The sequence below is a fragment of the Sulfurovum sp. XGS-02 genome (assembly GCF_023213175.1).
Taxonomy (GTDB): Bacteria; Campylobacterota; Campylobacteria; order Campylobacterales; family Sulfurovaceae; genus Sulfurovum.
The window spans coordinates 168,812-187,011 of sequence record NZ_CP093312.1 but is presented as its reverse complement, the minus strand read 5'-3'; the positions used below and the strand labels follow the sequence as shown (position 1 = coordinate 187,011).

General features: G+C 41.0%; 21 protein-coding genes. All 21 read right to left on the bottom strand.

All coding sequences use genetic code 11. From position 1 onward, the window contains the following. Positions 1-74 precede the first annotated feature (74 nt). The 21 genes from MN086_RS00970 to MN086_RS00870 all read right to left on the bottom strand — a co-directional run bounded on the left by MN086_RS00970 (position 75) and on the right by MN086_RS00870 (position 18,127). The gene (locus MN086_RS00970; RefSeq protein WP_248576195.1) at positions 75-623 is read right to left on the bottom strand and encodes a FixH family protein; all 549 of its coding nucleotides are present in this window, start codon (positions 621-623) and stop codon (positions 75-77) included. Continuing rightward, positions 610-1,239, bottom strand: a complete 630-nt coding sequence (locus tag MN086_RS00965) for a hypothetical protein (RefSeq protein WP_248576194.1) — start codon at positions 1,237-1,239, stop codon at positions 610-612. The genes MN086_RS00970 and MN086_RS00965 overlap by 14 nt, the downstream gene beginning before the upstream one ends. Positions 1,240-1,343: 104 nt before the next feature. Then, positions 1,344-1,583 carry a DUF4006 family protein gene (locus MN086_RS00960; RefSeq protein WP_248576193.1) on the bottom strand — a complete coding sequence of 80 codons (240 nt, stop codon included), beginning with the start codon at positions 1,581-1,583 and terminating at the stop codon, positions 1,344-1,346. Positions 1,584-1,593: 10 nt separating this feature from the next. Then, on the bottom strand, positions 1,594-2,484 hold the full coding sequence (locus tag MN086_RS00955) for a c-type cytochrome (RefSeq protein ID WP_248576192.1): 891 nt from the start codon (positions 2,482-2,484) through the stop codon (positions 1,594-1,596). Then, positions 2,481-2,699, bottom strand: a complete 219-nt coding sequence (locus MN086_RS00950) for a cytochrome c oxidase, cbb3-type, CcoQ subunit (RefSeq protein ID WP_248576191.1) — start codon at positions 2,697-2,699, stop codon at positions 2,481-2,483. Before MN086_RS00950 ends, MN086_RS00955 begins: the two co-directional genes overlap by 4 nt. An 11-nt stretch (positions 2,700-2,710) precedes the next feature. Beyond that, on the bottom strand, positions 2,711-3,379 hold the full coding sequence (ccoO, locus tag MN086_RS00945; RefSeq protein ID WP_008245684.1) for a cytochrome-c oxidase, cbb3-type subunit II: 669 nt from the start codon (positions 3,377-3,379) through the stop codon (positions 2,711-2,713). Between the two features lie 15 nt (positions 3,380-3,394). Further along, positions 3,395-4,861: a cytochrome-c oxidase, cbb3-type subunit I gene (gene ccoN / locus MN086_RS00940; RefSeq protein WP_248576190.1), complete on the bottom strand. Its 1,467-nt coding sequence runs from the start codon at positions 4,859-4,861 to the stop codon at positions 3,395-3,397. A gap of 249 nt (positions 4,862-5,110) precedes the next feature. Then, positions 5,111-5,725, bottom strand: coding sequence for a tetratricopeptide repeat protein (locus MN086_RS00935; protein ID WP_248576189.1), 615 nt, complete (start codon positions 5,723-5,725; stop codon positions 5,111-5,113). A 1-nt stretch (position 5,726) separates the two neighbouring features. Continuing rightward, entirely contained in the window at positions 5,727-6,260 is a 534-nt protein-coding gene (locus tag MN086_RS00930) for a hypothetical protein (RefSeq protein ID WP_248576188.1), read from the bottom strand. Between the two features lie 90 nt (positions 6,261-6,350). Then, positions 6,351-7,214 (bottom strand): protoheme IX farnesyltransferase, encoded by an 864-nt coding sequence (locus MN086_RS00925; protein WP_248576187.1) that lies wholly within the window; start codon positions 7,212-7,214, stop codon positions 6,351-6,353. After that, positions 7,214-8,425 carry a cytochrome c oxidase subunit II gene (gene coxB, locus MN086_RS00920; RefSeq protein ID WP_248576186.1) on the bottom strand — a complete coding sequence of 404 codons (1,212 nt, stop codon included), beginning with the start codon at positions 8,423-8,425 and terminating at the stop codon, positions 7,214-7,216. The genes MN086_RS00925 and coxB overlap by 1 nt, the downstream gene beginning before the upstream one ends. 15 nt (positions 8,426-8,440) lie before the next feature. Then, the gene (locus tag MN086_RS00915; RefSeq protein ID WP_248576185.1) at positions 8,441-8,770 is read right to left on the bottom strand and encodes a cytochrome C oxidase subunit IV family protein; all 330 of its coding nucleotides are present in this window, start codon (positions 8,768-8,770) and stop codon (positions 8,441-8,443) included. Continuing rightward, entirely contained in the window at positions 8,760-9,449 is a 690-nt protein-coding gene (locus MN086_RS00910) for a cytochrome c oxidase subunit 3 (RefSeq protein ID WP_248576184.1), read from the bottom strand. The genes MN086_RS00915 and MN086_RS00910 overlap by 11 nt, the downstream gene beginning before the upstream one ends. Continuing rightward, complete coding sequence (locus MN086_RS00905) at positions 9,449-11,104, bottom strand: cbb3-type cytochrome c oxidase subunit I (RefSeq protein ID WP_248576183.1); 1,656 nt, start codon at positions 11,102-11,104, stop codon at positions 9,449-9,451. The genes MN086_RS00910 and MN086_RS00905 overlap by 1 nt, the downstream gene beginning before the upstream one ends. Further along, positions 11,097-11,891 carry an SCO family protein gene (locus MN086_RS00900; RefSeq protein WP_248576182.1) on the bottom strand — a complete coding sequence of 265 codons (795 nt, stop codon included), beginning with the start codon at positions 11,889-11,891 and terminating at the stop codon, positions 11,097-11,099. The genes MN086_RS00905 and MN086_RS00900 overlap by 8 nt, the downstream gene beginning before the upstream one ends. A 288-nt stretch (positions 11,892-12,179) precedes the next feature. Next, positions 12,180-13,220, bottom strand: a complete 1,041-nt coding sequence (locus MN086_RS00895) for a D-alanine--D-alanine ligase (protein ID WP_248576181.1) — start codon at positions 13,218-13,220, stop codon at positions 12,180-12,182. A 9-nt stretch (positions 13,221-13,229) separates the two neighbouring features. Further along, entirely contained in the window at positions 13,230-14,348 is a 1,119-nt protein-coding gene (gene carA, locus MN086_RS00890) for a glutamine-hydrolyzing carbamoyl-phosphate synthase small subunit (RefSeq protein ID WP_248576180.1), read from the bottom strand. After that, positions 14,348-14,899 carry a DUF507 family protein gene (locus MN086_RS00885; protein WP_248576179.1) on the bottom strand — a complete coding sequence of 184 codons (552 nt, stop codon included), beginning with the start codon at positions 14,897-14,899 and terminating at the stop codon, positions 14,348-14,350. The genes carA and MN086_RS00885 overlap by 1 nt, the downstream gene beginning before the upstream one ends. A gap of 16 nt (positions 14,900-14,915) precedes the next feature. Beyond that, a complete protein-coding gene (locus MN086_RS00880) occupies positions 14,916-16,166 on the bottom strand; it encodes an adenylosuccinate synthase (RefSeq protein WP_248576178.1) in 1,251 nt (416 codons plus the stop codon). Positions 16,167-16,171: 5 nt separating this feature from the next. After that, on the bottom strand, positions 16,172-17,017 hold the full coding sequence (locus tag MN086_RS00875) for an ATP phosphoribosyltransferase regulatory subunit (RefSeq protein ID WP_248576177.1): 846 nt from the start codon (positions 17,015-17,017) through the stop codon (positions 16,172-16,174). Then, entirely contained in the window at positions 17,018-18,127 is a 1,110-nt protein-coding gene (locus MN086_RS00870; RefSeq protein ID WP_248576176.1) for an alanine--glyoxylate aminotransferase family protein, read from the bottom strand. Between the last annotated feature and the right edge of the window lie 73 nt (positions 18,128-18,200).

Genomic DNA, 18,200 nt, shown 5'->3' with positions numbered 1-18,200 from the left:
AGATAAAAAGGAAAAATCTGTCAATATGACAGATAAAGATGAGAGAAGGTGAATCCCTCTCTCGGGGTGACACCTTATGGTTTAAGGTAAGCGGATACTTCCGAGTAACCCATCGTATCACCGACTTCTGCTCTAAGCTGCAGGGTGTACCTTCCCGCTTTGGTGATATTCACATCTGTTACCCGGTATTTTCCGTTCACATAAGGAATATTTTTGAAAAGTTGATCTTCACTCCTGCTGTGAGGCCGTGTCAGCAAAAAGGTGACATTTGCATCTGATACGCTGGTCCCCTCTTTGGTCACCACATCATAAGTGAATGCATTCATCCCCTGTGATAATTTCACGGGGTTTGGTTGAGGACGGTTACTGTTCACATTATCTGTCATCACCATCGTTTCCACATCCAATAGATGAATTGCATATGCTGTATCAAATGCTTTTCTTTTCTCCATGATCTGGTTGATATTCATATCAGCCATTTGGTATTTGAGCATATACTGGTTGGACTCTTGCACCGGTATGGACGATGCTGACTTTACCGTCCAGTAACTTAACGTGATCCCAAGCACAAGAAAGCCGAGTATCATGTGCGGCCAGTATGTTTTTCCGCTATTTTTTGCCATGTTTTATCCTCATATATAGTGGTCTGATTGCAAAGATCCAGAGTACCAAGAATGAACCGATGTAGATAAGCACACTTAAGCCCCATACCATATGCCGTGTCTCATTAGGTATCGTTTTGGTCAGTTTAATCCCTTTGGACTCAGCAATGCCTTCTGCCAGCTCTGAAAAAGCCTGCAGTACACCAATGTTATGTTTATCTTCATCGGAGTTACTATCTTTCGAAGAGACAATATCCACTACAGCATCTTCCACATCATCTTTATCATATAAATCACGGATTTCATCAGATGAAGGGATCAACGCTACCCTGCCCTTTGTATCTGCTTGCTCAGTGATTCGTGCCTGAGGTGCAAATATAAATAAGACATAAGGCTTGCTCATTTGTGCCTCATACTTCTTGCTATACGCTACCAGGTTGAAACCTACAGGAAAGTGTTCATTGGTTGCTATCACATATCCATTAATACCTGTTTTTGAAAAAAGTTCATCACCCATCTCATTGATGAGTTGTGCAGCTTCAATTTTTAGAATGTCATCTTTGAGTATATGACTAGCGTTTAGAAGAAGAGGAAGTACCAAAGCAAGCAAGGTTGCCCTTACTTTTGCTTTGAACATATTTTATCCTACGTATAAAAGGTTGCCACTTAATGACAAATAGAGTGCCGCTACCGCCGCAAAAGCCATACATGCAATAAGTACTTTATCCATATATTTAATCATTATTTATCCTTTTTCTCTGCATCTATAAATGAATACTGCTTATTCTCTACATCAATCATTTTAACGTTATTTATGTCTCTGATCGCTGTCGGATCATAAGGCTTTACCGCTGCATGTCTTTGTACAACGACCACCATGAGCATCAATGTAATCAGAATTGCAAGTAAACCTACGATCGAGATCAAAACCCCGAATATTCCATGTAGTCCAAATAAACTTCGTTTTGTATTTTCTGCCATATGAAACTCCTTAGTTTGACAATGACTGAATATATACAGTCAAAGCTTTCTCTTGTACTGGTGTAATAAGTGTCTTAAATGACGGCATTTTACCGATCATACCCTTCTTACCGTTTTGAACTACATGGTTCATCAATGCAGCATCGTAAGATACAAGGTTTGGTGACATACCATTGTTTCCTTTACCATCCATTCCGTGACAAGAACCACACGCTGCGAATGCTGCAGGCTGTTCACCTTTCATACCACCGGCAACATACTCAGCGATCGCTTCAGCATCTGCACCTTGTGCCATACCTGCAGGCATTGCACCCATAGGATACCCTAATTGGTTTTGACCATTCTTGATCACATCCAATACTTGCTCTTTGCTCATTCTGGCTGTAAAATCTTGTGCTTTACCTGAAAGACCATCTCCTGTCACACCGTGACACTGCTGACACTGTACCAAAAAGATAGACTCACCCATCTCTTTTAGTGTTGCTTCATCCGCATTTTTGTGTATAGCTTCAAACTTTGCATTATATGCCAGTACATCTTCATTGTACTCACCGATCTGGCTATAGGCATTTACAGGATACCCTATAAGACCATACCACATTGACCAAAGAAAAACTGCCAAGAATGAATATGCCCAACCTGATGGTAGTTCATTCTCATACTCTCCGATACCGTCCCAGTTATCCTCTGCAAGCGGACCAGCTGCTGTATCCGTTTTCATCTGATTCACATATTTAACCGCAACCGATGCTGTGATCGTCGCAACTGCAATTGCTCCCCCCATTGTTATCGCATTTACAGAGTCTGCAAAGATATCAATATCCAGACTCGTTACAACAGCGATCGTTGCGATGATCAACACCGCTGCAAATGCCAATGCTTTTATCATTAATGCATTCATTTATTCTCCTCCTTATATTCTCTTTGTGATGCGGGTTTATCTTCTACGGGTGTACTTGTGACTTCATCATCAAGTGCAATATTCCCGTATTTTTCATAATCACGCTCACCTTTTTTTTCACTTCTGTACAGGTGTATAATATACCCATACAGCATCACTACCAAAAAAATGGTCATAAAGAAACTGGCATAGCCTTGAAGATCCCTGATGTCCATCTTTCTCTCGCCTATTTCAAACTGTTAAGGTAAGCAATCAGTGCTACGATTTCAGGTACTTCACCTCTCGCAACTGCTTCTTTAACGTCTTTGTTTTTCATATCATCTGCAATTGCTTTTGCGTCTGCAAGAACTTTCGGTTTATGTGCTTCCCATGCAGCTCTGGTTCCTTTAAACTCAGGGCCGTATGGTGTGTGAAATGCATTTTTAACCGTTACCGCTTCAGCATAGGCAGTTTCAATATCAGCCAGGTTCGTGAACTGGTGTTTATATGCCGGCATAATAGACCCAGGTACAATCTCAGCAGGATTCAACATATGGTTTTCATGCCAATCTGTTGTTCTGTAGTTTCCTACACGGTGAAGGTCCGGACCAGTTCTTTTAGAACCCCAAAGGAATGGTCTGTCAAATGCATACTCACCTGAAAGTGAATAATCCCCATAACGGTCCGTCTCAGATTTAAATGGACGGATAAGCTGTGAGTGACATGACATACAGTTGTCTTTAATATAGACATTTTTACCTGCAAGCTCGAGGACAGTACGAGGTTTAAGGTCTACTACCGGTCTTGCCGCCTTCGCAAAATTCGGTACGATCTCAATAAGTCCTGCAAATGCAATAACGATCGAGATCCCCGAAGCGAAGAAGAATGGATTTTTTTCTAACCAATGAAAAAACATAATAAAGTACCTCCCTTATGCCATAGGTGTTCTAAACTGTGGTTCTTCTGTAATCTCTTTAGCAGAAGTCATCGTTTTATACATATTGTAAGCGAACATAATGAAACCAATAAGGTACATTACACCTGCTAGTGCTCTGATCGTGTAGTAAGGGTGAAGTACATTGACCGTATCTATGAAAGAATACATCAAGTTACCATACTCATCTACTGCTCTCCACATCATACCTTGTGTAATACCTGCGATCCACATAGATGTAAAGTAAAGCACGACCGCTGTTGTCTGAAGCCAGAACTGTGTCTCCATAAGTTTTCTAGAGTAGATCTCTCTTTTGAACATACGCGGAGCCATATGGAACAATGAAGCCATGATCATAAATGTTACCCAACCAAGTACACCATCATGTACATGTCCAGGGATCCAGTCAGTAAAGTGTGCAATGGCATTCACTGATTTGATCGCTTGGATAGGACCTTCGATCGTTGATAACATATAGAATGTAGATGCAAGCACCATGAATTTGATCAATGGATTGTCTGTTAACTGATTCCACTCACCTTTCATCGTAAGGAGCATGTTGATTGCTGAACCCCATGATGGCAAAATTAGTACCACTGAGAACGCAGAACCCATTGTTTGCATCCAATCTGGAACTGTTGACCATAAAAGGTGGTGAGAACCTGCCCATAGGTAAACGAACATCAATCCCCAGAAAGAGAGTAAAGAGAGCTTATAAGAATAGATAGCCTGTCCAGACTCTTTTGGCAGGAAGTAGTAGATCATACCAACGATAGGTACAGTAAATCCAAATGCAACCGCATTGTGTCCATACCACCATTGTACTAGTGCATCATTTGTACCTGAATACATAGATACCGAGTGTGTGATAGCACCAAGCCCTTCCGTTGCGAAATAAGTAGGGATCGACATATTGTTGAAAAGATACAACATGGCAATACCAAGGAAACATGCAAGAAAATACCATATAGAGATATAGAGTGCTTTCTCTCTTCTGATCCCTATAAGACCCATGATACCAAGGCCCCAAAGTACCCAAATGACTACTACAACAAGATCAGCCCACCACTCATACTGAGCATACTCTTTACCAGAAGAAATACCCAATAGCAAAGATATCGTCGCTAAAAGTGCTCCTACAAAATAAAGCCAAAATTGAATGTTTCCGACCACCATCAAAAACTTCGATTCTGCCATAGATACTTTAAGGACTCTTTGCCCTATATAAAACCAAGTAGCAAAGATTGCCGAAACCGTAAATCCAAATACAACCGTATTTGTATGAAGTGGTCTGAGTCTTGAGAATGTCCCATACTCTCCCAATAGATAGTTTAATTCAGGAAATGCCATTTGTGCGGCAATAATCGTACCGATCAACATTCCTAAAAATCCAAACAAAATAGTTAAAAAGGTAAACTTTTTTGCTAATGAATAATCATATTCCAATGCTGCATTTGATTGCATACATACCCCCTTGAATAAATTCTATGTTATAAAATTACAACACTCAATAATAATTATAATCTTATTTGATTATATCTGTACTTAAAAAATTATTGAATGTAAATATATGTGAGGATAGGTTACATTTAACGCAAATATGGAGGGATTTAAAGCACCAAAAGAGAAATTAACTCCTGTTTAATCTATCAATTTAATTGATTTTTTTAGGAGTGTATTACTCCTAAATATACTTTGAGAGGGAGAGAAGATTTATTGAAACCAGCCTTTTATCGTAGCCCAAATACCGGTTTCTATACCTTTGTCTTCATTATCTAACTCGGCATATCGGTCACACCCGGCTTTCAATCCGGCATCACAACCTTTTTTGTAGAACGCTTTTTCTTGTGTTCTGTTTTTTTCGACACCAAAACCGCCACGATAGATGATAGCCACATTAAAGCAGGCATCACCGCTTTTGAGTTCACATGCCTTTTCATAAAACTCTCTTGATCTGACATCATCAGGTCTTACGTCATGACCATCACGATAGATCGTCCCCATCGCCTCACATGCAGACTTTATACCCCTGAGACATGATTTTTCAAGATAGGGTATCGCTGCACCGTAATTGGTATCCTTGTAGTAGTTATCACCCATAATATCACACGCTCTCTCTTCTCCAAGCGTACAGGCTTTACGTATATAACTCAACCCCTCTTCTTTGATATCCTGAACTTTCGCATTGTCACCGGTGACCATAGGGAGCCCATGCTCATAACATGCAGTTGAATTATTATCACTGCATAAAACTTTTAACGTTTCACTTTGTGATACTGAGAGTACGGATAAGAAAAGTACACTGACTACTATGATACGCTTGAACATACTATTTACCTGCTCTTTTCTCTTTGTCTTTCTTCATCGCCTCGACAAGGTGAGTGTTTTCAGATTCCATCTGTTGGAAAGCTTCACTCATTTTATCCTTGAGTGCATCTTCAGTTAACCCCTCACTGAGTGCAGCTTCATAATATTTTTTAAAATCCGCATAAGGTGTGGCACCAGAAGAGAGTATCATTTTAAAATCAATATTGGGGAAGTAGTCCTCCCATGCTTTGGTAGCTGTTTTTAACACCTTTTTATTGTTAAAGTAAGAGACTGCTACAACGATCTGCATGGCAAATACAAGAAGAATGATATAAAATACAATGGCTTGTGCGATACCCAACGCTTTAAAAGATGTAGGATTGAATATGGCAGCATACATCGCAAACGGTAAAATAAGAAAAGCCAATTTGATCCACTTGCTGCTCAGTCCTCCGAACAGTGCATTATCATAAATAAGTCTTTTTTTGATCTTATAGTTGTGTTCTTTAAAAACACTCTCTATGATCGTTTGAATTGTATATTGGTTTTCTTGCATATTTGTTCCTTAAAATGTCACTTATGTAAGTGTAGTAAGTGCTATTAAACTGCAGTTTAATAGCAGAAAGATCTGCTATTACTTATATCATTATATATGATGTTTTACATATTCATCGATACTAAGAAGTATGATGATCCCTAAAAATGCTGCATTGATCTTCCAGAAGATCGCACGTGCATCTGTCAGTTTAAACTCTTTTTTGAGCAGTTGCAGGGATGTGATAAATGCCCATACTCCAAGTGCTGCAGAAAGTACCACTGTCACCATTAAATAAACATTGAAGGTATAGACCAGGTAGATACCTGCATGTATGGTCAGTATGAGCCATACAAAGGTAAGTCTCTGTAGTGTCCCTTCCCCAAACAGACGCATCGCTGTTGGATACCCACCATCTTTGTAATCACCGTGAAAGAGCATGACCAATAACCAAAAGTGTGGTACCTGCCAGATAAAATAATAGACCGCTAAGGCAATGAACTCCAACTCAAAGAGTGTATGGCCTGCTGCCAGCCACCCGATAGCCGGTGGGATAACACCCAGTATCGCTCCTGGAACCACCGCTACGGCAGATCTCTTCTTCAAAGGTGTATACATGAGGTTGTACCAAATAAATGCAAAACCAAAAAAGTTTATCCCTGTAAGGCCTAAGAGTGAATAGATAGACGCAAATGAGACCAGGATCAATACTAATGCGATGATAATCCCGGTACGAGGGGACATACGTCCCGCTGCGATAGGACGATTTTTCGTTCTTTCCATCTTGGAATCTTCTTTATACTCTTGTACTTGATTAAGAGTCGAAACTCCCATCGCTACTAAAAGTACAGAGAAGGTAGCAATAAACATATCTACACCAATCTCTCCCTTTGCCATGATATAGGCAAAGAGTGCAGATAAACTGACTGCAAAGGAGAGAATAAATTTGGTAACTACGAAAAAATCTTTAATCATTACTTACCTGTTTCGAGATATTCAGCAATTGTTGAAATCTCTTCTTCTGTCATATCAGGGTATGCTGGCATTTGACCTATCATACCTTTTTTACCATTTTTCAATACATGACCTATAAGTGGCGCATCGTATTCTACAAGGTTTGGAGACATTCCGCTCATACCTTTACCATCCATTCCATGGCAAGAACTACATGCTGCAAATGATGCAGGTTGTTCACCTTTCATACCACCAGCTACATACGCAGCGATCTCTTTAGCATCTGCACCTGTAGCCATACCAGCTGGCATTGCACCCATAGCATATCCAAGTTGATCTTGACCATTATTGATGACATCTAATACTTGTTCTTCAGTTAATCTTCTAGTTTTAAGAGAAGGTCCAACTAATACTTTATCTGTTTCAATTGCATGACATTGTGTACATCCATGTCGTTGTACTAGTGCATCACCACCTTTAGCATAATTACCTTTTGGTGTATTATCTGTACCGTTAAACCATGCATCATACTCCTCTTTTGGAAGTACTACTACTCTAGAGTACATATATGAGTGGTCCGTACCACAGTACTCGGCACACTCTACATCATACTCACCCACTTTAGATGCATTAAACCATTGTTTTGTTGTACGTCCCGGAACCACATCCTCTTTCATACGGAATGCAGGGATATAAAATGAGTGGATTACATCATCCACTGGTGCTGTCATCTCCAAGATAACATCTGTATCCACCGGTACATAGAGTGCAGTGATACCCATTGTACCCTCTTCGATCAATTTACCGTTCTCATCCATAACAGGTTTTTTGAAAGCGCCACCGATTTTATGTACATATCCGCTTTTATTTGCAGGGTACTCATACTTCCACTTCCACTTAGAACCTTCAACCTTGACTACAACTGTATCATCAGTCACTGTCGGAAGTGTTCTAAACATTTGTAGTGTTGTATTACCATAGTAAAAGAAAACCATCACGGCGATGATAGGTATGATCGTCCATGCCAATTCCAACCCGGTATGATGTGTTAATGTACCGATATCTTCATTTTTGACCTTGTCTGCACGATACTTCCATGCAAAGTAGATCATCGGTGCAACTACTGATAAAAATAGTGCAATTGAAATCCATACGTGCAGCCAGAACGCAAACTCATGGTCTGCGTTAAAAGTCGATGCACTTGTACTAAATCCTTCTAATGTATTACTCATATAATAAAACCCCTCTTAGTGTGCTGCAGGAGCAGTAATATGACTTTCAGCTCCAAATTGGAAATTGGCAACATCAATACCAATGACGATAATAAAGAAAACTGCGACTAATGCTAGTGCAAACCATACCATAGCGCCGATCAGTTTCTCACCTTTTAAGTGCATGTAGTAGATCACGATCAACCAAGCTTTCACCACTGCAATAAGCATTTGCGCTAAAAATGTTGAATGTGTCATAAACATATGCGGTTGAATAAATGTAACCGCTGTCAGTAGCAATAGTCCCACGAGTACTTTATAATATACTTTTTTCTCTTCTTGATAATTTACTGTATTAGTGTCCACCTGTAGCTCCTCCTGCTCCGATCATATAGAAATAAGGGAATACGAATACCCAAATAAGGTGTACGATATCCCAATATAGTGCGATGTTCCAGTGTAAAATATGATGCTCTGTGCTTACTTTACCCGCATTGATTCTTTTAAGTAACCATAGCATAAGACCGATACCAATGATAATGTGGAATCCGTGGAGACCAGTCATTGCAAAGTAAAGACCATAGAATAATTTCTGACCAAATGGTAAAGATGACTCAGGCAATAGTTTGTCATGCATCAAGAAGATACCGTGATGGTATTCAGCAGTCCATTCAAATCCTTTGATCACCAAGAAAGCAACTGCCAAAAGAATAGTTGCCCAGATCATAAGCTTAGAACCTTTTACATCACCGGCTCTCATTCTAAGTAACCCTAGTCCCATTGTAAGTGCTGAAACAAGTAGAATCACTGTATTCGTACCACCCAATAGTCTGTTCAATCCTGCAGATGCATCTAAAAAGTCTTGCGGGTGCAATGAATTATAGTAAGCCAATGAGAGAAACATTGCTCCAAACATCATTACTTCTGTGAGCATGAACAGCCAGAAACCTAGTTTCCCGCCGTAATAATCACCTTGCCAACCTTGTACTTCGTGTTGATTCCCATCGCGATCGATCGCGATCTCAGGTACGTATTCGTGTCCCATTAGTCTATCCTTTGCATCGTTTCATAATTAAATTTAACCACTGGCTCACCATGTTTATACTCATATGGATCAAAATCTACATATGGTACTTTAGAGTGGTTCTCTAGCGGTGGTGGTGATGTTGGTAAGTGCCACTCAAGTGTTGTTGCATTCCATGGGTTAGGCGTAGTTGCCTCACCTTTTGTCCAACCTTTAAAGAATACCCAGAACATATAGATTAGACCAGCAATAAAGATCACTGCTCCTACAAATGAGATTTGGTGATAGATTTCAAATTCCGGTAAGTAGTCAAAATAACGTCTTGGCATACCGTAGTAACCAGCAATGAACATTGGGAACCATAGTAGGTTAAATCCAATAAAATTAAGATAGAAAGCGATTTTTGCTTTTGTTTCGTTGTACATTTTACCTGTTACAAGCGGGAACCAATAGTGCATACCAGCAAACAGCAAGAATACAACCCCACCAAGAATTGCGTAATGGAAGTGTGCCACTGTATAGTAAGTATCTTGCAAGTGAACGTCCATACCGATCATTGTAATAGTAACCCCTGTAATACCACCGATCGCAAATGTAATGATTGTTCCTAATGCCCAGATCATTGGTGTTGAAAGAACGATCTTACCTTGATACATTGTAGCAACCCAGTCATAGAACTTTACACCTGTTGGAATAGCAACAAAGAAAGTCAGGAATGAGAATACAGTTTTAGCAATATCTGACATACCAGATGTATAAAGGTGGTGACCCCATACAAGATAACCGATACCTGCAATTGATGCTGATGAAAGAGCGATCGTTCTATATCCGAATACCTCTTTTCTTGAGAAAGTAGGAATAATTTCAGACATAATACCGAATGCAGGAAGAATCATAAGATAAACAGCCGGGTGAGAGTAGATCCAGAACAGGTGTTGGAACAATACCGGGTCTCCCCCTTTAGCCGGATCAAAGATACCGATACCAAAATATTTTTCCAAAATAGCTAATACAAGCGTAATACCCACAACCGGTGTTGCAAGAAGCTGGATCCATGCCGTTGCGTAGATACCCCATACAAACAGTGGCATTTTAAAGAAAGTCATACCCGGAGCTCTAAGTCTGTGGATCGTAACAAGAAAGTTAAGTCCAGTAAGAATAGAAGCAAAACCAAGAACAAATGCAGCCACAAGCGCCATAATAACGTTTGTTCCTGTATTCATTGAGTATGGTGCATAGAATGTCCAACCTGTATCGGCTACACCTTCACCTATAAATAGTGATGCAAGTGCAATACAACAACCCGCAATATAGAGCCAGAACGTAAACCAGTTCAATCTTGGGAAAGATACATCTTTCGCACCGATCATCAATGGCATAACGATGTTTCCAAATATCGCAGGGATCCCCGGGATAATAAAAAGGAAGATCATAATTACACCATGTAGTGTGAAGGCCTGGTTAAAGGTGTCTCCATCCATATACTGTCCCCCTGGTGCAAACAGTTCAAGTCTCATTGCAAATGCTGTAAATACAGCTACAAAAAAGAATACAAACATGACAGCTGCATACATAATACCGATTCTTTTATGGTCGATCGTAAGCATCCATTGCATGAATGTACTCTTAGGGTGCCCGATGGCACAGTGTGTTTCGTCGAAATAAGTTTTACTCATCTATGTCTCTCCTTTGATTTAGATGTTCTTCTTGATCTCTTCTCCCTGCTTTGATAAGCCAGATAAAAAAGATAATTGTAATCGTCAATATTACTGTTGCTGCTATCTTCTCCCAGGCAAACACATAGGTTTTGCCTTTTGGATCGTATGCGAAACAGTAAAGTAAAGTTTTAGCTATGGTCGGTCCAACCTTTCCCTGTGCTGACTCCAACACTGCCATTTTCACATCAAAAGGAAGTTGTTCGATACCATTAAGGTAACGTGTGATCTTCCCTTCCGGTGAAATAATGATCAATGTTGCAGCATGAATCCACTCAACCACACCTGCTTGGGATACTTCCTTTTTATACGTAAATCCAACTTTGTCAGCCAAAATAGCCGAAGAGTTGTTTTCACTGAGTAAAAAGTGCCATGCATCCTTCACGTAGGGTCTGGTCATTGCGTCTAGCATCGTTTTTCTTTTTGCTTTTGCCAATGGTGGTGTTTCATCCGGTGCAAAACTGATGGTCAACGCTTTGTAGTCAGTATTTTCAGCCAAGTCAAGTTTAGACAGCATTTTTGCCATATCTTCAAGTTGTGGTGTACAGATACCTGCACATCTAAAGTAGTTTAAAGAGATGATCGTAGGTTTCCCATCCATATACTCTTTGAGTGTTCTACTTTTTCCGTCTTCATCGATAAATGTTAAATCAAGTGGAACATATTCACCCAACTTTTCATTTACGCCCAAAGACTCTGCTTGTAGTACAGTTAGAAACAGTACTACAAACATCACAATTTTCTTCATCTACACTCCCCCATTCTTGTCTATATTTGTAAAAAATACGAACAATTTTATGCCACAATCACTTAAATCGCAATGAAAAAATATTGATTAAACTATATTTATTTGATAAATAAGACTTTTAAGTTACAGAAAGTAATTTTTTTATTTAAATATAAGATTTTATAATTTTTTATATTATATGGGGTGATTTATATTTGTAGAAGGCTTATGTTAAGGGAAAGTTTGAACTTCCCCATAGGTATTTTGATAGAGTGGATAATGATACTGTTACGCGTATCGTCAGAAAGTTTAGGCTTTGCCTTTTGCACTTTGGATAGAGTGGATATATTGGTAGTCTACCGCTATATTTTGTTCTTTAGGCAGGTTTTTTGAGAGTCTACCTACCAAGCCTTCAAAATCTTCGAAGAGATAGTTGGCCATTGAACCCGGAATAGGATTGATCTCGTTGAGAAGTACTTCGCCCTCTACAACAAAAAAGTCACATCGGATGATACTTCCTCTGAAAAGGGGATCATAGATCTTTTTGAAACTCTCTTGGATCTTTACTTTCAGCGCATCTGAAATATCCGCTGCCAAAACCTGAGAATCTCTGGAGAAGTCCATATATTTTTTTTCAAAATCCAAGAACTCTTCTTTGTGCGGCTCTTCCACTATGGAAAGTTCCCACTCATCCGTATATGAGCCTGCCTGGTTGAACTCTTTTACCCCTTCGATAAAAGGTTCTATGATCACTTCTGTGTCAAATTCAAATGCCACATCAAGCGCATAATCAAGCTCGGAAGCTTCTTTTACGATACTTACACCAATGCTCGAGCCCAAACGGACCGGCTTGATGATCACAGGGTACGCCATGGAGATCTTTCTCTCATCATTTTTAGAAAGATATTCGTAAGGTACTGTTTTTACACCTAAACTTTCTGCTAAAAATTTAGTATAGAGTTTATTATAAGAGAGGGCCGAAGCTTCTATACGAGGAGAAATGAAAGGAATACTGTAGAACTCCATCAATGACGCTATCTTTCCATCCTCTCCATCTCTTCCATGAATAAGGTTCAGCGCCACATCAAAATCAACACGCTTGCTTCCAAACATGCCGTCTATCTGAAAACCGCCATTTGTAAGCGTCAATGCTTTGGATTTTTTATATTCACCCGATGAAAAGAGTTTAGAATTTATCTTCTCTGTATCCATAAGATAAAATTTTCTATCGCTGCTGACAAAGATGTACACAAGCGTAGCATTTTTTAAGACCTTTTTCATTGTAATGGCAGAGACGATGCTGATCTCATGCTCAAAACTGGATCCACCAAACAATATCGCTATTTTCATCTCTCTTCCTTACAGCATTTTGGCAAATTCGCCGAAGATATAAGCACTCTCATGCGGTCCGGGACTCGCTTCAGGGTGATGCTGTACCGACATGGTCGGAGAGTCATTGTATTTGAGACCCTCTATCGTATTGTCAAAAAGGTTCATATGTGTGACAGTCGCCACTTCAGTAATGTTATCGGGTACATTATAGTTGTGGTTTTGTGCCGTGATCTCCACTGTACCTGTTACAACGTTGCTCACAGGGTGATTTCCACCATGGTGTCCGAACTTCAGTTTGTATGTATCGTAGCCATGCGAGATAGAAAGCAACTGATGCCCAAGACAGATACCGAATATCGGCACTTTACGGGCGATCAGTTTCTTGATCTTCTCGTGTTCATCTTTTAAAATAAGCGGGTCACCGGGTCCATTGGAAAGGAAAACCCCATCAATCTCTTTTGCATCAAATTGCGTAATGATCTCCTCGGCTGATATAGAGTTTGGTACCACCGTCACTTCCATACCTGCATGGGTCAGTTCATTAAGGATATTTCTTTTAACACCAAAATCGAGTGCAATGATCTTTTTTGTGGTATTGGGCGCATCATACTGGAATGTCTTGGTATTGTAACGTCCTTCAGGATGGATATAACTCTCTTTTGTACTCACCTGTTCAATATAATTCACCTCTTCAATACGCGGCGAAGACTCCAATACTTTTTTCAACCCATCTTCGTCATGGATCTCCGTGGAGGCCACCATCATCATCGCACCTTCATCCCTGAGCATTTTTGTTAAAAAACGCGTATCTATGTCCGTGATACCCAGTACATTCTCTCTTTTCAGCAACGCTGCCAAAGTCTCTTCACATCTAAAGTTGGAAGGACGGTCCTGATAACTGCGTACGATGATACCTTTACAGTAGGCACCTTTACTCTCCATATCTTGAGCATTACATCCTACATTGCCTATCTCAGGTGTCGTAAATGTCACAAACTGTCCTGCATAAGAAGGGTCTGTCGTGATCTCCTGGTATCCTGTCAAAGAGGTATTAAATACGATCTCTCCTACTGCTGTACCCTCTGCACCAAAACTGTTTGCTTCAAGCATCAATCCGTTTTCAAAATACAAAGATATTTTACTCATTACAGCATACCTCTCTTTGAAAGTTCTTCCTGATACAATCTTTCATAGAGTAGTTCATAATCCTGAGAACCAGGGATCACTTCTTTCTCCATACCTTTGATCTTTGTATATACAATATCGTCTATCTCATCATAGGCATCTGCAAAGGCTTTGAAAGATTTAAAGATCACATTCTTCACCTGGTTTTCATTCACTGTATATTCTGCAAGGTAGTTTTCATACAATTCATCCAAGATCAAATGTGCCAGGTCATTGTATCTGTCATCATAGTTCATGATCACACCATATTCAGGAGCCATTTTCTTCTTGATCATAAAAAAGAGTTGTCTCTCGTCCGCATGCTGGAACTCTATCTCATCATAATTCTCATCAAGGATCTTTTTGACCTTTTCGTCAAGCGCACGTTCTTTTTCAAGATTTTCATCTATAATCTTTTTTGCTGCAGCAACCACTGCCTCTCTTCCTTTTGGCAGAGTGATAAAAGGTGCATTGGCTAGATCTATTCCTATTTTTGTTGCTACATACCCTGTCTGTTGTGGTTTTAATCTCATTGCTACCCCTTATTTATTATCGAATTATTGTGTCTTCACGCTCTGGACTTGTCGAGATGATCCCCATCTTTGTGCCTATCATCTCTTCAAGTGCTAAAATATATGATTTTGCAGTCTCAGGCAAGGCATCGAATTCTCTCACACCCTCTGTTTTGTCCCAACCCGGGAAACTTTTATAGATAGGCGTTGCATCATCCAGCTCATACGGTACATAGTCGATCTCTTTACCGTCTACCTCATACGCTACACAGACTTTGACTTCATCGAAACCATCCAATACATCCAGTTTCATCAGTGCTACCTGGTCCACACCATTCACACGTACGGCATGACGCATCGCCACGGCATCGAACCAGCCGCATCTTCTCGGACGTCCTGTTGTCGTTCCGAACTCATGGCCGTTTTTACGAAGTCTGTCACCCTCTTCACCGAAGTCTTCACTCGGGAAAGGTCCATTCCCTACTCTTGTACAGTATGCTTTTGCGATACCTGTCACCTTTCCAATGTCTTTGGGATTGATACCAAGCCCCGAACATGCTCCGGCACTTACCGTTGTTGATGAAGTGACGTAAGGATAGGTACCGTGATCGATATCAAGCATCGTACCCTGTGCCCCTTCAAGAAGTATCTTCTTCTCCTCATCCATGATCTTCCACATCATTTGTGTCGTATCAGTGATAAACGGAGCCAGTACCTCTTTATAGCCTTGAAGCTCGGCTAAAAGTTCTGCCTCCACCGGTGCATCTACACCCATCGCATCAAACACAGGTTTGTTGATACTGAAGAACTCTAAGATCTTTGCTGTAAGTTTTTCAGGATTCAGCAGTTCTCCCAGTCTATGTCCCCCACGTGCGATCTTATCAGCATACGCAGGTCCGATCCCTTTACCTGTAGTACCGATCGCCTTATCACCCTTCATTCGCTCTTTGGCTTGATCGATCAGTGCATGGTAAGGCAACAGTACATGTGCTTTGTCTGAAAGGAAAAGTCTTCCTTCCAGGTTATCAAACTGCTCCATCTCTTTAATAAAATCTTTTGGAGAGAGTACCACACCGTTCCCCACGATATTTTTCGCTTTAGGATTCAGTACACCGGAAGGGATAAGGTGAAGTGCATACTTCTTGTCGCCAATGACGATCGTATGCCCTGCATTGTGCCCACCTGCAAAACGACATACATAGTCGTGTGTCTGTGCCATATGGTCAACGATCTTTCCTTTTCCTTCATCTCCCCATTGGAGACCTACGATCAAATCTGCTTTACTCATCTACCCTATCCTCTGTTCATTTTATTACTGATACACTCATCTGTATAGAGTGCAAATCCTGCTGCTTCTACACCGTCTATGGTGTATATTCCGCCCATTGCCAAAAGGCTGTTTCCTTCAAACATTCTGAATGTCAAAGAGTCATAATATCTCATCTTCGCATAGAAGAGCGGAGAGATCACCATGTTGCTGTATGCTACCTTGTCTGTCGCCTCTTTGATCTTTCCAAGTTCCGCTTTGATATCCTCAGGGAACGGGCTCAGATCTTCAAGATCACTGACGGCATTGATTCTTACAAGCTGTTCGATCCAAGGCAGGTCTGCCGCCATGATCTGTTCCACATGCATCGATTTCAATACCTCTAAAGAGACCCCGTATTTTTCATTTAAAAGATGCGGGATACGGATATTGGCTATCTGCATCACCGGTTCTGCCCCTATCTGTTTTAAAAGTGTTGTCGTTGTCTCAGCGATCTGCTCAAAACTGCCGTCGATCACTTCTGCACCGATCTGATACTGCTCTTTTGTCGGGAACGTCACTGTTGGCTGGATATAGAACCATTTTTTAGACTCTGTACTGCGTCCCAGTCTCTTTGTCACGATACGTACCACATCTGCCGTAGAGTCAGCACGCAGGGTCACTTCGTGATTTTCTGCATCATTGAGTCTCACCAGAAGCTTTTGATCTTCGAAACACTCATGCTGGTGGTAAGAGAAGAGCGGTGTAACGATCTCTTCAAATCCAAGCCTCTCCAATGTTTCACTTGCAATACTCTCTATCTCTCTTTTTACCTTGGCGCTTTGTCCAAAGTAAAGCCTGCTTCCGCTAGGGATCTCGTGTTCAAATATCATCTAATTACTCTTCTTAAAATACGTTTCGTTAAAGACGCGGCTTGCCGTACCGTCAAACGCTCTTCTCCCCAGATCGGCCAATGCCAGCTCGATAGCATTGACTACCCATGCAGACTCATACACAGGGATAAGACCCATCTGGTTGATACGGAAAAGTTTTCCTTTGAGATGGTCCTGTCCCCCTGCCATGTTTACACCGTACTTCGTTTTAAGCAGTTTGCGTATCGGCTCTGCATCTTCATCGAATACCGTACTCATAGAGGGTGCCGGTGTTTGAGGATACATAGAAAAACCTATCGCTTCAAGCGCTGCCTGTGTTGCTGCGGCTCTTGCTGCTGTATTTGCATACAACGCATCGATCCCCTCTTCATCGATCGCATCAAAGATAGCGTTGAGCCCGATGATCAGTGTTGTCGCAGCCGTGTATGCTGTCGTGTTCTGCTGCTGTTTTTTGATCTCTGAAGCAAGGTTGAAGTAGTAGTCTACCCCTTTGCCTATCTTCTCTACAGCTGCATTTGAAAAACCGATCATTGCAAGGCCGGGAGGAAGCATCAAGGCTTTTTGGCTTCCAGTGACCAATGCATCGATATTCGAAACATCGATAGGCTCTACCCCTACTGCCGTGATACCGTCCGCGACGATCATGATGTCAGGATTGATCTCTTTGGCTCTTTTCGCGATCGCCTCTACCGGATGACGAAGTCCGCCGGCACTTTCACACACCTGTATAAAGATCGCATCGATATCTGCATGCTCGCTCAAAGCATTTTCAACGTCTGCTACGGAACAAGGCGTATTCCACTCGTAGCTAAGCTCCACTTTGTCTCTTCCTATTGCATCAGCGATCTTCCCGAAACGCTCACCGAACTTACCGGCGTTTACCGTCAATGCTTTGCTCTTGCACAGGTTTAACATACATGCTTGCATCGCACCTGTACCTGACGACGCTATCATCACACACTCATCCATCCCGAAAAGCTTTAAAAGTCTTTCACGAGCCTCTTTAAAAATAGCTTCAAATTCTGGTGTTCTATGGTGTAACGTAGGTGTTGCCATAGCTTGGCGTACAGACTCCGGTACTGGTGTAGGTCCTGGGGTAAAAAGTAGCATACATATCCTCACTGTGTCACCGTTCCGAAGACGGCATAATTACGTGGATTATACCCAAAATGAGGTTAGAGAA